Below are 13,393 nucleotides of genomic sequence, written 5' to 3'. Positions count from 1 at the left end.
CCTTTAAACCAGGTATTTCCTCTGCTGGCGTATTCTTATTTGCAATAATACTTTTGATGTCAGTTATATTGATGGTACTAAATTAAAGAACAGAGGAAAATTAAAAAAGGTACAGATCAGTAAAAAGATACATTCCCTAGTCTTAATGAGAATTTTTACGGTAATGGTAATCCCCCCTAAAAATATTGATGATGAGAATGCAGGACCTTATCGTCAGCAAAATGTATTAAATTCACTTATGCTCTACTTCCTCACTTGTATCGCAAATTGAATAACATGGCATTTACCACAATGTAATTTTCCCTCCTGCCTTTCTTGCTCCCCGACATAAAAGTGATGGATGTGGTCCTGTCCGAAGACTTCTAGAATGCAACGAGGATCGTATAAATATTCGACATTTGAAGGACCACCGGTTTTATAGTCGATCTGTTCCTTTGAATATAGCTCACCAATAAACCATCCACCGTTGAGCAAGGATTTTCTTATGCCTTCTAAAACCTGTTTTTGTGTTTCTATATCGAAATGACCAAATACACAGATCACATTTTGATAAAACTCCGATGGCCATTGAGCTACTGTTAAATCAACATGTTTAAGTTCAACTTTTATCCCTTGGGCTTCAGCCTTGCTGGACAGATGCGTCAAAGCAACATCAGAATAATCCCAGACTTCCGCTGAAAAAGGGTAACCCTGCTGTCTTGCCCGCTCAGCCAGGTATAAGATATTCCGTCCTTCACCTTCAGCAATTGCCAGTGTTTTACCCTCTATTCGGATTTTGTCCGAAATTTGCTGAATGAAAAGATTTGCTGCTGTGCCATACAGATCTTGCGTCCGGGCATACAATTCATTCCAGTGCTGACTCATTTCAGCCTCCATTTACTAAACGATTCAATCAGCTGGAAAACTCTTTAAATGCCTCTAGGGCATTTGCGGCATACATCAATGAAGGTCCTCCACCCATATAGACGGCAACGCCTAAAACCTCTTCCAGTTCCCGTAGGGTCATGCCCATTTTGACTAAGGTTCGAACATGAAAACCGATACAACCATCACAACGTGCCGCCACACCAATCGCCAAGGCAATTAACTCCTTGGTTTTCGGATCAATCACGCCATCACGCATAGCAGTCTGTGACAATTGGTTAAAACTTTTCATTAAATCAGGCGAATCCTGACTTAAAGTTCTTAAACTGCCCGAAATGTTCTGGGTTAATTCTTTGTATTTCATTGCTTCACCTCAAATAAAGAAATCAGCATTCATTTATATATTCAATAGCTTATTTTTCTACCGGATAGCCCTGTTCCAGCCAGGCCTGGTAACCACCCTGAACCGACTTGACCTGGGTAAAACCCATATTCTGTAAGGTATCGGTTGCCAGTGCTGAACGTCCACCCGTACCACAAATCAAATAAATCGGCTGATCTTTAAGATGTTCCAGTGCCTGCTGGGTATCACAATGATGACTGGCTAAGGGATGCTGGTGAATTCGCATTTCCAAAATACCACGTGGATAATTCACCGCCCGGTCTATCGCTGCTGCTTGGAATTCATCTGGTTCCCGAACATCAATCAGTATGGTTTTATGGTTTTGCATCGCCTCAAACAATTCATTTACGCTGACTTCCTGAATCCGGCTTTTTGCATTCCGGATCAATTGCTCTGCAGTTTTCATCATTTTCATTCTTCCTCGGCCATTAAAACGATATTCACATTGCATAAACGATGCTCAGGGAGATTAAAGCGCTTTAGTTTAGGTACTTAATCGTCTGTTTTAGCCCATGAGCGCTGAATAGATTAAATACATAGCTACCCCAACCACGGTTGTGGCAAATATTTTCTGTACCTTGTTACTGTCAATCCGATGCATCAGACTGCGTCCAATGAACATCCCGACAATACAGGCCAGGACAAAGGCCAGTGTGACCGAAACAGGATATTGAAAGCCCTCCAGTACGTGTGCAGAAATGCTGACCCCACCAATCAGGAAAATAATCATGAGAGAGGTCGCCACGATGCTGCGCATATCGAGATCGGTGAATTTACGCAGGGCTGGAACAATAACAAAACCACCCCCAACGCCAAGCAGACCCGTTAATAAACCTGCCACTACACCAATACCAGCCAGAAAGGAGGCCGTTTTCACATTCCAGATCAGACGACCGGTCGTTTGATTGACCTTGCACGGTGCATTACCATGATCATGGACTTTATTAAAGAAGATCCGGTAAGCAACAATCAGCATGACCAGACTGAAAGCCAGCGTCAGCCAGACTGGAGAAACGATATCAGCCAGATGCACGCCATAACGGGCTAAAGGAATACTGATCAGCGCGATCCAGAGCGCAGCGCGATAACGTACAATACGCTTGAATAAACCTTCGAACGTTCCAACCAAGGCCGACAGCGTGACTGCCAGCAAGCCCACCGGCGCAGCCTGAGCTACCGTCCAACCCTGACTCGCCATCAGTGCCGGTACAGCCAGAATGCCGCCACCAGCACCGGTTAGACCCAGCAAGCCACCAATCGCCAATCCTTCCAGTATTAATGCCCACATCGCCCTCTCCCTTATCCACAAAAATGATTCAATAAAGGTTGAACTTTTTGTTGAATCACGACACAAGCTTATTTGAAGTAGTTAAGAGGAAGCTTGAGGTAAGAAACACCATTTTGCTCTGGCTCAGGAAACTGCCCTGCTTTCATATTGATCTGAATCGCCGGTAGAATCAGTTTAGGCATACTCAGTCCTGAATCCCGCTGGTTGCGCATCTGAGCAAATTCAGCTTTACTGATTCCCTGATGAATATGAATATTCTGTGTCTTTTGTGTCTGTATATCAGATTCACACACATAGGATTCACGTGTTTCAGGCAAATAGTCATGACATAAAAAGACCCGGGTATCTTCTGGCAACTGAAACAGGCTTTGTACCGAATCATAAAGCTGTTCTGCACTGCCACGCGGAAAGTCACAACGTGCTGTACCATAATCTGGCATAAACAGGGTATCACCCACAAAAACCGCATCACCAATCACATAACTCAGGCAAGCAGGCGTATGTCCCGGTGTTGGAATGTTATAGGCTTTCAATGTTCCGATTTGGAACGACTCATGATCTTCAAATAAATAATCAAAGAGCTGCTGGGCATTCCATTGTTTAATATCCAGATGATAAATCGCGCCAAAAGTTTGCTGAACAATACCAATTTTCTGGCTCATGGCAATCTTGCCACCTAACTCAGCTTTGAGGTATTGCGCTGCAGTCAGATGATCAGCATGGACATGGGTTTCCAGAATCCACTCGACCGTTAAACCCTGCTCTTTAATATAGGCAATAATTTTATCGGCATGAATAGTTGAGGTACTTGCTGATGCCGGATCGTAATCCAGAACGCTATCAATAATGGCGCAGGCTTTGGTTGCAGGATCACGTACAACATAACTGAAGGTATTGGTATCTTCGTGAAAAAAATCTTTTACTATAGGTAAGTTTGACATCGTTAAGCTCCTGACCATTTACGGTGAATCCATACACCCACCAGCATTGCTACAATAAAATAGAGCACTTGATAGTGGCCCAAACCGATCAAGGTGAAACTTGGCGCCGGACAGATGCCGGCAATGCCCCAACCTGCACCAAATAAAACCGCACCTGTGATCAGTTTTTTATCTATCTGATTATTTTTAGGTAAATCAATAGGGTCATTAAATACTGTTTTCGGTTGCGCCGTACGTAATGCTTTCTGGAAGGGAATAAAGGCCACCGCAATCGCGCCCATCATGACAAAGGCCAGACTGGCATCCCAATCGCCAAACAGATCCAGGAAATCGAGTACTTTTTCCGGATTGGACATGCCTGATACCATCAATCCCACAGAGAACAGCGCACCAAATAAAAAGGCAAACACATTTTTCATTTTAGAATGCTCCTGTGATATGACGGATAATATAAACAGCGACAAAACCTGCAAACATGAAAGTCATGGTCGCGATGATAGAACGCTTAGACAGGCGACTGATGCCACAAATTCCGTGACCACTGGTACAGCCCGAACCTAAGCGTGTCCCAAAGCCCACTAGCAGCCCTGCCACAATCATCATCAGTGGGCTGGCATTCAATTCGATTTCAGGTTGTACAAACAGACCATAAATAAACGGTGTGAGGATCAAGCCTAATAAAAACCAGATTGCAGGCGTTTTAAACATGGTTTTTGAGTTTAATACTTGCCCAATCAAACCACTGATTCCTGCAATACGGCCATTGACGTAAAGATAACCAACTACGGAAAGCCCGAGCATTAAGCCGCCAATAAATGCGATGAGGAAGTCATGCATGATGAATTAATCCCTATACAATATACTTTTTTATATTATATAATAAAAAATATTAATCAAGCAGTTTTATGGTAAATTATGTAAACTGCACGGGCTACATCAAAAGTTGTGAGGACATTTATGGATATGATTGCTGAAAATGCCAAAATTGATTTTTCTCAAGTCGATTTCGTCAGCCAATGCCTAAAAGTTTTGGCCAATCCTGATCGTCTGAAAATCTTATGTGTCCTGGTCGATGGGGAAATGAATGTTCAGGAAATTGAAGAATCTACTGACATTCATCAACCTACACTTTCACAACAGCTGACTGTATTGCGTAAGGCCAACATGGTTGGCACCCGACGTGAGGGCAAGCAGATTTTCTATCGTCTGAGTGATCCCAAGGTCTTGAGCCTGATGCAAAAGCTGTACGAGCTGTATTGCGCCTAGCCCTTCTCTTAATGCAACCAAAAAGAAATGATCAGAAGCAGCCCGCTAAAAGCAGTAAACAGGTTTAGCCATACAGGATGCTGGGTATAATAACCTTCAATAAATTCCGGCGGTCCCAGTGATGTCCATCCCCCTCGATATTGCAGGATTGAGGCGATATTCACCAACATGCAAAACACAATCACCGCAATCCCCATCCACTGTGCATAGGCTATTTTTTATGCATAACGTTCATGATCGACTAATTACAATAGCCGGTTGGATTTTTCAATCACAAAACCAAATGCAATTAATGTCAGACCATTCCGGTTCCCTGCCAGAGCGGTTCATTCCAAAGCAAACAATACCCGTGGATGATCCAAAGTGGACATATCTCATCCGATCTTATTGTTCAAAAATTTCTTTGACGTCCATCGCCAGGCCTTGAGTAGATTTAAATTCACCCTGGTTATTTTTCCAGGCCATCGACGGTGTGGAGAAAAAGCCGTATTTCCCCATTAGGGCCTGGTTGGCATCAATTTTTGCAGCAATTTCTGCAGGAATCTTTGCCATTTTCTTGAGCTGCTTTTTGCCTTTATTCTTGTTTATATCATTAAAAACTGCTGCTGGATTTTTCGACATTAACAATGTTGCCACCTGACCACGGCTTTCTTCACGGATCACACCGACCTGAATATGACGCAGCTGTACCTTGCCTGATTCGACCCAAGGCCGAGCCGCCTGCCAGAATTTATAGCAATATGGACAATTCGGATCGGAAAAGACATAAACCACTCGTGGTGCATCCGGCTTGCCATCCTGAATCCAGGTCGATTTTTCCAGGGTTTTCCAGACATCATCCAATACCGCTTTTTTCATATGCTTTTCAATCTGCTCATTGGACAGGCTTTTCCCTTGCGCATCAAACAGTTCGCCCTTGATATAATATTTGTCATCGTTGGAGATAAATACTGTATTGGAGTACTGGTCTTCATGCCCCACCCAACCGGTCATTCCTTGCGGTGCCGGAATCTGTTTTACAAACACAAAACCCTGTTTTTCAATATTCTGTTTAATATTCGCCTGCGTGTGCATGCTCATGATCAGGAACATGCCTGCACCCAGTACCCGGTAAATTCTGTTCATACTAAGTCCTTCCGTTTTTTTAAGGTTGATCTGAAATTCTGTTTAAATATTGCTGCAACATGGCCGGACTGAGTTCCCCCATATGCCGCTCGACCAGCTGGCCTTGAGCATTAAAAAACAGCGTCGTTGGCAGGCCAAAACTATTCAGCTGCTGTGGCAGTTCACCATATGGGTCCAGCAGGACATGTTTAAATTGAAACTGATGTTTTCTTAAATAGGCATTTACGGTGGCTACCTCCTCACCCTGATTCAGCATGACAAAATTCACTTGAGGATGCTGCTTGGCTGCTTTGGCCAATACCGGCATTTCGCGATGACACGGCGGACACCAGCTCGCCCACAAATTAATTACCGTGGGCTGGCCAATGAATTGGCTGAGTGGAATCTTATCTGTACCCAGACGTTCCTGTTCTAGTCCAGCAAAGGCTAGATCAGGAAACGCTGCTTCAGTTTTTAGACTGGATTTGAACGCGAGCCCAAGCCCGACCCAGAGTACAAAGATGATCAGCAAGATGGCTTTGAATCGGGTCTGCAACTGTCTGTTGCGAATGACATACCATAAAGTACCTATCAGCACCCCGCCCCATAAATGAAAACCTTTGTCCTGGATTTTCAGTATGTCGATGGGGGCTACAAAATACAGCTCGGCATTGAGTAGAACGAAAACAAGACGTGCACCCAGCATCCCTAGCAGAAAACTGCTCCAGAGCAAATCCTGACTTTGTCCAAGCAGCTGTTTAGACCATGAATACTTTCTGGCTAATCCAAACAGGACGGCAGATAACAGCATCAAGCCAGTGGCAACAATCATGAGTGTCCAGGGCAACATCAAAGGTCCCAGATGCAGCGCATCACTGGAAATCATCATAGTTGCTCCCCTTGTAGTTGCTGCAATGTGCCTAGTAAATGTGCCGCACTAAAGCTTCCGGTCAAGCGCAACTCACGCTGCTCCTGATGCGCTGCATTTAAAAATATAAAGGTGGGTGGACCGAGGATTTGCCATTCTTTTAGCAGCTCATCCTGACTTGGATGATAGTGGGTCAGGTCTAATTTGATACGAACCACATTTTGTAAAGCCGTCTGGACATCACTACGTGGAATCACTTCCTTTTCAATCGGTTGACAGGCCACACACCAGTCCGCATACACATCAATTACCACTGGCTGTGCAGGATGTTTGGCTAAAACCTGTTGCAATTCTGCGGCTGTACTGACCTTCTGCCATTCAAGCCGTGATTCCACATGGGCGACCTGTACCTGACTCCAGACATGATAGAGCTGCATGCCTCCTGCAAAGACCAGTAAACCACTGAGCAGCATCAGGACTATTTTCGATACAGACCGATGCACATGGGGCAGCATCTTGAACAAGAAGTAGCCTGAACAGGTGATCAGTACTACACCCAAAAGGCTCAGGTATAAAATGCCGGGCAATAGGGGGCGGGCAAAATACAAGGCCAGGGCCAGCATGACAAAGCCAAAACTAAACTTCAGGCGATCCATCCAGATGCCAGGTTTGGGTAAAAGATGGGACCCAAATACGGCAGCAATAAATAGCGGCAAGCCCAGCCCAAGGCCTAAGACAAACAGATAACTGGCGCCCAGTATCGGTTGATTAAGCTGAGACACATAGATTAAGGCCCCCGCCAACGGTGCACTCATACATGGCCCTACAATCAGTGCCGCGATCATACCCATGAGACCAGCACCAATCAGCGTGCCGCCCTTCTGTTTTTGCTGCCATTGATCCAGCCGCTGTAACATGCCTTGGGGTAAGGACAGCTGAAATGCTCCGAACAGATTAAGCGCGAACAAAACAAACAGAATGCTGAAAATACTGATGAATACCGGACTTTGAAACCAGCGCTGAAAACTATAACCAAGCTGTGCCACAGCAAGTCCCATGACCGCATAGACCAGTGCCATACCCAAAACAAAGACCAGCGCAATCAGCGCAGCACGGTAGCCCCGGTGCTGCTGGACCAGAATTCCCGTTAAGATTGGAATCAAGGGTAAGGAACACGGTAAAAATGCCAGCAGAATGCCAAGCCCGAGAAAAATCATTGCATTAATTAACAGACCTTGTTCCGACAGCAAACTTAAAAAATACTGGTCATTGTTCCACTGGCTATTCATGCCTGCTGACGAAGTTTGATTTTTAGGGTCTGCAATGAGCTGGTCGTTTTTCTCTGTTAATTCCGTCTCAGGCTGCACGACAGGGTCGGAAACTGCTGTAACTTGCATTTCCTTTACCTTTTCTTCAGTTAGTGCTTGATTTGTACTTTGAGTTTGCCCTATAGCCTCTAGCTTATCTTTCTGAGCGGTCAGAACCTTGTCATTTGCTTCTGGCTGTACAGTGCTAACCAGCAGTTTTTGAGGCTTGCTCAAGTTTTGCGCTGGAAATAAACCGTCTGCATCAGTTGTTACTGTGGTACGTTGCACCGGATAACATAAACCGCTTTCTGCACAGCCCTGCCACTGCACCACAAACTGCTGGTTGGGCTGAATATTCAGATTGGTTTTGACTTGCCCATAATGCACCTGAGTCAAACCGAAATTGGGGTCGTCTTTGTCTTCGGGTTTGGGCAGTGCCAACTGGACTGGGGTCTGCTGATGAGACACTTTAAGCTGGTCATGATACAGATAATAACCCTCTGCGATTTTCCAGCTAAGCTCTGCCTGATCCTGACTTGTAGAAACCACCTGAAACTGAAAAGCCTGATCCGGTGGTAAAAAGTCTGCATGTGCAGTTCCCGTCATGATTCCACCGCCGATCACGGCACCCAATATCCACTTCAACATCCAGCTGATCTCCTCCTGTTAGGACTGCATTATTGAAAAACTAAAATTAAGACAACATTAACAGCCCAAATCATTTATAAAATAATGGCAGTTTGATCAGGATGTTCTATGTTTATTGTATTGGTTGAGGATGATCCCTATATCGCACAGAGCATTTGTGCTGCTCTGAACTATCTGAATATTTCAGTGGAGCATGTCAGTCACGCAGGTGCTGCAGATTATTTTATCCGGCATAGTGCTGTCGATTTGTGTTTACTGGATTTAGGCCTGCCGGATCAGGATGGCCTGGACTTGCTGCACAGCTGGCGACGCGACCAGATTGATCTCCCGGTACTGGTATTGACGGCACGGCTGCGGACCGATCAGTGTGTTCAGGCCCTGAATGCCGGTGCCGATGACTACCTGACCAAACCCTTTGAGCTGGAGGAACTGATTGCCCGGATTCATGCCCTCACCCGTCGCCACCGCGGCTTTGCCTCGAATACACTGCAATTTGATGACCTGGTTCTGAATCGGGATACCCAGACTGTGACCTACCAAGACCAGGCCGTGAGTTTATCTCGCCGTGAATTCAGCCTGCTGGAAACCCTGATGAGCCACCCCAACCAGATCCTGAAAAATGAACAGCTTATTGACAAGCTCTATGGTTTTCAGGACGCTATCGAGAGCAATGCCCTGAATGTACACATTTATCACCTGAGACAAAAACTACATCCAGACTTGATTCAGACCGTTCGTGGTGTGGGCTATATTTTCAAACCGTTTGAGCATCGTCATGTTTAAGCACAGCTTGAAATGGCGTTTGGCCATGAGTCTTTTGGCCGTGTTTATTGTGCTGTGGAGTGCGGTATTTTCATGGCTGTATATTGACCTGAAACAGCGTTTACAAGACACGCTGGATCAACGCTTATCGGCATCTGCGCAAATGGTTGCCCGGCTGATTCAGCAGTTACCGCTAGATAGTCTGGGGGATGCAACCTTATCCAAATTAGCCAAGAATGATGATGCAAACCAGTTAATTGCCTGTGAAGTCTCTCTTTTTAGCTCTGACATCTCGTTAGATAATCAGGTCATTGCCAAAACACGCGGTGCCCCCCAAAATTTAAGCCAGCGACCAGAAGGATTCAGCACCTGGCAGCAGGGTGATACGGAATGGCGCAGTTATGTCCTGCGTCGTGGTGATATTCAGGTGGTGGCGGCAGAACGTATGTTCTTGAGGGATACCTTACTACAGCAGATTCTACAGTCCGTACTGGTTCCCTTGGTCTTCTCACTGCTAATCTGTATTGTCCTGATCATCTTTATTATCCGCAGACAGTTCCGGTCTTTGGATCAGCTCAGTCAATACCTGAGCCAGAAAAACCTTAGCTATTCAGAGGCGGCAGATTTTTTAATGCAGCTCAAGCCTGCAAGCATTCCCCAAGAAGTACAGCCTTTTGTCAACAATTCCACGCAGTTGATTCAGAAACTCAATGACAGTCTGCAACAGGAGAAAGCCTTTAGTGCCTATGCTGCACATGAATTACGCAGTCCCCTGACCGCAATTAAAACCCATGTACAACTGGCACAGCTGATCGGTCAGCAGCAGAACCTGCCTGAATCCATTCAGCACAATTTGCAGCAGGCCAATGAGAGTATCCGGCGTTATACACTATTACTCGAGCAGCTTTTATTGCTGACCCAATCAGAAAACAGTCTCCAGGAAATGACTGAGGCCATCTGGCTTCGCCCCACACTTGAGAAAGTTCTTGCAGACTTAGGTACACGCTATCCAGAAATGAACAAAAAAATACAGGTGAACTGGGAAAGTCTAGGCGAAATTCAGCTACCTGAATTTGTGCTGTATACCGTACTGAAAAATCTGCTTGAGAATGCACTGCTGCATGCACAGGCTGAACAGATTTGGATTTCCATGCAGTCTGGTTGCCTGGTGATTGAAGATAATGGCCAGCAACTTACAGCAGAAGATATTCAACATTTAGGACAACGCTTCTGGCGCAAATCTGCTCAGCAGCATGGCCATGGTTTAGGACTGGCATTAACTGCTAACCTGTTAAAACAATATGGCTATCAGCTCTCTTTCAATGCCCGTCGACCCTATGGTGGGCTCAGCATTGAAATAAAGTACGGCGTGTCTAAGCGTGACATGCAAGCTTAGGGATATCCAGCCATACGGCTGTTGGAAAATACCGGGTCAGATACTCCTTTAAATATTGAATGGTATCCATCGCAATCGTTTGATCCTGGTGGTCATCAGCATGGTTAAATGCCACAGCATAAAGCGTGACTTCACGTTGTTTGAGTAGCTCCAGACTCAGTAGAGTATGATTAATACTGCCCAGACGGCCTGAAGTCACCAGAATGACAGGGTAGTGATGCGCTGCAATATAATTGATCGTCAGCATGTCCCGGGTCAGCGGCACCATTAATCCACCCGCTCCTTCAAGCAGAACCCGGTCATAACGCTCGGCCAGTATAGTGGCTGCCTGCTGAATTTTTTCGAAATCGATTGAACGCCGATCCAGTTCAGATGCCAGATGCGGTGAGGCCGGATAGCTAAAGATTTCTGGCATGGTCAGCTTGCCACCTGAGTGCAACTTAATTTAAAAAATAATTGAGGATGTTGTTAAATAAGCTCAAAAAAATAGAAGTGATTACTGGTACGCTTTCACAAGTCCCTTTTTGCTCCGTTCTATATGATAAATCCCGGTCATTGCACTGAATCACTGCTAAAATCTTTTCTTCTATTTGAGTAATGGCCTGCCATACTTAGGCTATTTAGCATACAAAATAAATAAGGAGGCATCATGCCTCTTTGAGCTGTTACTATTTACTTTCTTTTTCCGTTGGCATAAGTCAATCGATTGCTTTTAGACACTATATGGCTGGCAAAATTCCTGTAAATCGAAGGAGTCTTTCAACTGACATAAGCGCTGATACCTTCAGTTAAATCCATGAACTGAGATGCCTCCAGATAATCATTCACTGCTGTAACATGATCCCATCCTGTCCCGGATCACATCACGGGCTGTTTTTAAAACTCCACATAAAACTTTTCAATCAACTGCTGTGTTCTAATCAGCAGATGTTTAAACACATTATCCCGTTCAAATAGCTTCACCTTATAATTTGGCGAGTCTTTAAGTTCTTCCTTGCGCAACAAATGCTTGGAGAACTCGTAATATTCCAGTACATTTTTTATCGTCTCTGGCTTCAAATTCTCCCTCTATGATGCCAGTCAAGGTATTGGCAATATTCCAGATTTTTTGTAGCTGTTGCAGCTGGGCATGATTATGACAGTCCAAATCACTAACTCATTAATCCAGTGATTTCGCCTAAAATTTTCAATCATGCCATCGTAAGAAGGTGGCAAAAGACATAGTTTTTCGTGGGATTATGGCGTGAATCATAGTAGGTTTTTGACCCCAAGAAAAAAGTGTAGCAACTTACTACACTTTTTAGATATTCAGAATTTAGGTATTTTCACTTGTATTTTAGACAAGATGTAGCAAGTCCGAACTGCGACATTTTCCCAATGAGCGCCCGCTAATCTCACTAAAAAGATGTACCAGAAATATTTTAGTTATTTGCGAAAAATGTCAGACATGCAAAAAAAATCATTCACTCGGAATGTTTTTCAATGCGCTGTAGCAATTTGCTACACTTTTTAAATAATTTCTTTACCAAAAATCTCATTCAAACGCTCGCGATTTTCCTGAACAAAAGTCGGATCATTTTTGAGCTTATATTTCATCTCTTTCTTGAAATCATTCATGGATGCACCGGCCACAGCAAAATCCATTTGAAACATAATATCGTTCACAATAACATTCGCCTGAGAATCGGTTAAACAGCCTTCGGTCTTAAACCACTTGCTGAACTGCGTATAATTCGGATCATTGGCATAGATATACCAGGAACGTACGGTCATATCAAACTTTGCCCCCAGCTCTTTCACGATGGCATTATCATCAAAATCTACATCCAAATAGATTTGAGTCTTTTCGTTAAATTGCGGGAGAGCCGCTTCAGTATCTCCACTCATAATTTTAAACCGCACACCCACAATAGGACGGCCTTTCTTAATAGTGTCATATTCTAGCTGCAAACTGGTTTTAGTATTAATTTCTTCAACAATTTTATCCAGAATATAACGCCTAAAATCTACCCAACGGTCATATTTTTTTTCACCGATGTCAATCAACGCTTTTAAATTCTCTAAGGTGAGTTCAACTTCATAGGTGTCGAGATTCGCATACTTAAATTCATTTTTAACAATATAAGAATATAGACTCATACTTGTGACAGAGTCTAAAGCAAATAAATCTTTCAACTGGTAAGTGGTAAAATTCCCACTGGCCAGACGGGTGAAGTAAGGCAGCACTTCACTGGTAAAGCGAATCTGCAAGGCATTTTTGGCATCATCTTCCCAGCGCAGTTCCCGGATAATCGGTACCACAGAATGGACTTTTTTTACTTTACGCTTGACGTCATCTACAGGCTCTTCAATTACAAAATGAGCAACCCGAGATGAAAGTTCCCTATAAATCCGGTCAATAGCCACATTAATGGAATTCTTCTTATTGAGTCCTAACAATTCCCCCAAATCTTCTTTATGCAGATAGATATAGGTTTTCTCGGTAATTTCACGATCTTGGTTATTTTTTTCACCATAGTTTGCAACCGCCATTGCATAAAGCAGTG

Annotated in this window: 14 protein-coding genes and 3 pseudogenes; 3 read left to right on the top strand and 14 right to left on the bottom strand. The window is 44.2% G+C overall.

Going from position 1 to position 13,393, the window contains the following annotated elements; genetic code table 11:
- Window positions 1-243: 243 nt before the first annotated feature.
- From FTV48_RS12825 to FTV48_RS12795, 7 genes are all read right to left on the bottom strand, one after another.
- The gene (locus FTV48_RS12825) at window positions 244-864 is read right to left on the bottom strand and encodes a class I SAM-dependent methyltransferase (RefSeq protein WP_005093755.1); all 621 of its coding nucleotides are present in this window, start codon (window positions 862-864) and stop codon (window positions 244-246) included.
- Window positions 865-892: 28 nt separating this feature from the next.
- Window positions 893-1,228: a carboxymuconolactone decarboxylase family protein gene (locus FTV48_RS12820; RefSeq protein WP_005093752.1), complete on the bottom strand. Its 336-nt coding sequence runs from the start codon at window positions 1,226-1,228 to the stop codon at window positions 893-895.
- 49 nt (window positions 1,229-1,277) lie between these two features.
- Window positions 1,278-1,673, bottom strand: coding sequence for a rhodanese-like domain-containing protein (locus FTV48_RS12815; protein WP_035337430.1), 396 nt, complete (start codon window positions 1,671-1,673; stop codon window positions 1,278-1,280).
- Window positions 1,674-1,772: 99 nt separating this feature from the next.
- Window positions 1,773-2,555, bottom strand: coding sequence for a sulfite exporter TauE/SafE family protein (locus FTV48_RS12810; protein ID WP_180000580.1), 783 nt, complete (start codon window positions 2,553-2,555; stop codon window positions 1,773-1,775).
- Between the two features lie 68 nt (window positions 2,556-2,623).
- Window positions 2,624-3,496 (bottom strand): MBL fold metallo-hydrolase, encoded by an 873-nt coding sequence (locus tag FTV48_RS12805; protein WP_053579072.1) that lies wholly within the window; start codon window positions 3,494-3,496, stop codon window positions 2,624-2,626.
- Window positions 3,497-3,498: 2 nt separating this feature from the next.
- Entirely contained in the window at window positions 3,499-3,915 is a 417-nt protein-coding gene (locus tag FTV48_RS12800) for a DUF6691 family protein (protein ID WP_053579073.1), read from the bottom strand.
- A 1-nt stretch (window position 3,916) separates the two neighbouring features.
- Entirely contained in the window at window positions 3,917-4,333 is a 417-nt protein-coding gene (locus tag FTV48_RS12795; protein ID WP_016659403.1) for a YeeE/YedE family protein, read from the bottom strand.
- A gap of 120 nt (window positions 4,334-4,453) precedes the next feature.
- On the opposite strand from FTV48_RS12795, the gene FTV48_RS12790 reads away from it, so the two are divergent.
- Window positions 4,454-4,762, top strand: coding sequence for a metalloregulator ArsR/SmtB family transcription factor (locus FTV48_RS12790; RefSeq protein WP_005247061.1), 309 nt, complete (start codon window positions 4,454-4,456; stop codon window positions 4,760-4,762).
- A gap of 8 nt (window positions 4,763-4,770) precedes the next feature.
- Here the strand turns inward: FTV48_RS12790 and FTV48_RS15135 are convergent.
- From FTV48_RS15135 to dsbD, 4 genes and pseudogenes are all read right to left on the bottom strand, one after another.
- Window positions 4,771-5,082: pseudogene (locus FTV48_RS15135) on the bottom strand (DUF202 domain-containing protein).
- Window positions 5,083-5,146: 64 nt separating this feature from the next.
- Entirely contained in the window at window positions 5,147-5,887 is a 741-nt protein-coding gene (dsbG, locus tag FTV48_RS12780) for a thiol:disulfide interchange protein DsbG (RefSeq protein ID WP_016659404.1), read from the bottom strand.
- A 19-nt stretch (window positions 5,888-5,906) separates the two neighbouring features.
- A complete protein-coding gene (locus tag FTV48_RS12775) occupies window positions 5,907-6,755 on the bottom strand; it encodes a TlpA disulfide reductase family protein (RefSeq protein WP_016659405.1) in 849 nt (282 codons plus the stop codon).
- On the bottom strand, window positions 6,752-8,689 hold the full coding sequence (gene dsbD / locus FTV48_RS12770; protein WP_180000578.1) for a protein-disulfide reductase DsbD: 1,938 nt from the start codon (window positions 8,687-8,689) through the stop codon (window positions 6,752-6,754). Before dsbD ends, FTV48_RS12775 begins: the two co-directional genes overlap by 4 nt.
- A gap of 108 nt (window positions 8,690-8,797) precedes the next feature.
- Here dsbD and FTV48_RS12765 point away from each other — a divergent pair, with 108 nt between their 5' ends.
- The gene (locus tag FTV48_RS12765; protein ID WP_180000576.1) at window positions 8,798-9,472 is read left to right on the top strand and encodes a response regulator transcription factor; all 675 of its coding nucleotides are present in this window, start codon (window positions 8,798-8,800) and stop codon (window positions 9,470-9,472) included.
- Window positions 9,465-10,847, top strand: a complete 1,383-nt coding sequence (locus FTV48_RS12760) for an ATP-binding protein (protein ID WP_180000574.1) — start codon at window positions 9,465-9,467, stop codon at window positions 10,845-10,847. The genes FTV48_RS12765 and FTV48_RS12760 overlap by 8 nt, the downstream gene beginning before the upstream one ends.
- On the opposite strand, the pseudogene bioD reads toward FTV48_RS12760, so the two are convergent.
- From bioD to FTV48_RS12750, 3 genes and pseudogenes are all read right to left on the bottom strand, one after another.
- Window positions 10,825-11,271 (bottom strand): annotated as a pseudogene (gene bioD / locus FTV48_RS12755) (dethiobiotin synthase); the annotation flags it as partial. The gene FTV48_RS12760 and the pseudogene bioD overlap by 23 nt on opposite strands.
- A 452-nt stretch (window positions 11,272-11,723) precedes the next feature.
- Window positions 11,724-11,912 (bottom strand): annotated as a pseudogene (locus tag FTV48_RS15000) (hypothetical protein); the annotation flags it as partial.
- Between the two features lie 444 nt (window positions 11,913-12,356).
- A partial coding sequence (locus FTV48_RS12750; RefSeq protein ID WP_257222961.1) for a replication initiation protein occupies window positions 12,357-13,393 on the bottom strand: 1,037 nt, incomplete at its 5' end.

This window comes from Acinetobacter sp. YH18001, from assembly GCF_013416975.1.
Lineage (GTDB): Bacteria > Pseudomonadota > Gammaproteobacteria > Pseudomonadales > Moraxellaceae > Acinetobacter > Acinetobacter pseudolwoffii.
This window is presented reverse-complemented; position numbering and strand designations above follow the sequence as displayed.

Bases quoted from the DNA above. Each gene is read 5' to 3' on its own strand.
- FTV48_RS12825 (WP_005093755.1), bottom strand. From the start codon at position 864: ATGAGTCAGCACTGGAATGAATTGTATGCCCGGACGCAAGATCTGTAT.
- FTV48_RS12820 (WP_005093752.1), bottom strand. From the start codon at position 1,228: ATGAAATACAAAGAATTAACCCAGAACATTTCGGGCAGTTTAAGAACT.
- FTV48_RS12815 (WP_035337430.1), bottom strand. From the start codon at position 1,673: ATGAAAACTGCAGAGCAATTGATCCGGAATGCAAAAAGCCGGATTCAG.
- FTV48_RS12810 (WP_180000580.1), bottom strand. From the start codon at position 2,555: ATGTGGGCATTAATACTGGAAGGATTGGCGATTGGTGGCTTGCTGGGT.
- FTV48_RS12805 (WP_053579072.1), bottom strand. From the start codon at position 3,496: ATGTCAAACTTACCTATAGTAAAAGATTTTTTTCACGAAGATACCAAT.
- FTV48_RS12800 (WP_053579073.1), bottom strand. From the start codon at position 3,915: ATGAAAAATGTGTTTGCCTTTTTATTTGGTGCGCTGTTCTCTGTGGGA.
- FTV48_RS12795 (WP_016659403.1), bottom strand. From the start codon at position 4,333: ATGCATGACTTCCTCATCGCATTTATTGGCGGCTTAATGCTCGGGCTT.
- FTV48_RS12790 (WP_005247061.1), top strand. From the start codon at position 4,454: ATGGATATGATTGCTGAAAATGCCAAAATTGATTTTTCTCAAGTCGAT.
- dsbG (WP_016659404.1), bottom strand. From the start codon at position 5,887: ATGAACAGAATTTACCGGGTACTGGGTGCAGGCATGTTCCTGATCATG.
- FTV48_RS12775 (WP_016659405.1), bottom strand. From the start codon at position 6,755: ATGATGATTTCCAGTGATGCGCTGCATCTGGGACCTTTGATGTTGCCC.
- dsbD (WP_180000578.1), bottom strand. From the start codon at position 8,689: ATGTTGAAGTGGATATTGGGTGCCGTGATCGGCGGTGGAATCATGACG.
- FTV48_RS12765 (WP_180000576.1), top strand. From the start codon at position 8,798: ATGTTTATTGTATTGGTTGAGGATGATCCCTATATCGCACAGAGCATT.
- FTV48_RS12760 (WP_180000574.1), top strand. From the start codon at position 9,465: ATGTTTAAGCACAGCTTGAAATGGCGTTTGGCCATGAGTCTTTTGGCC.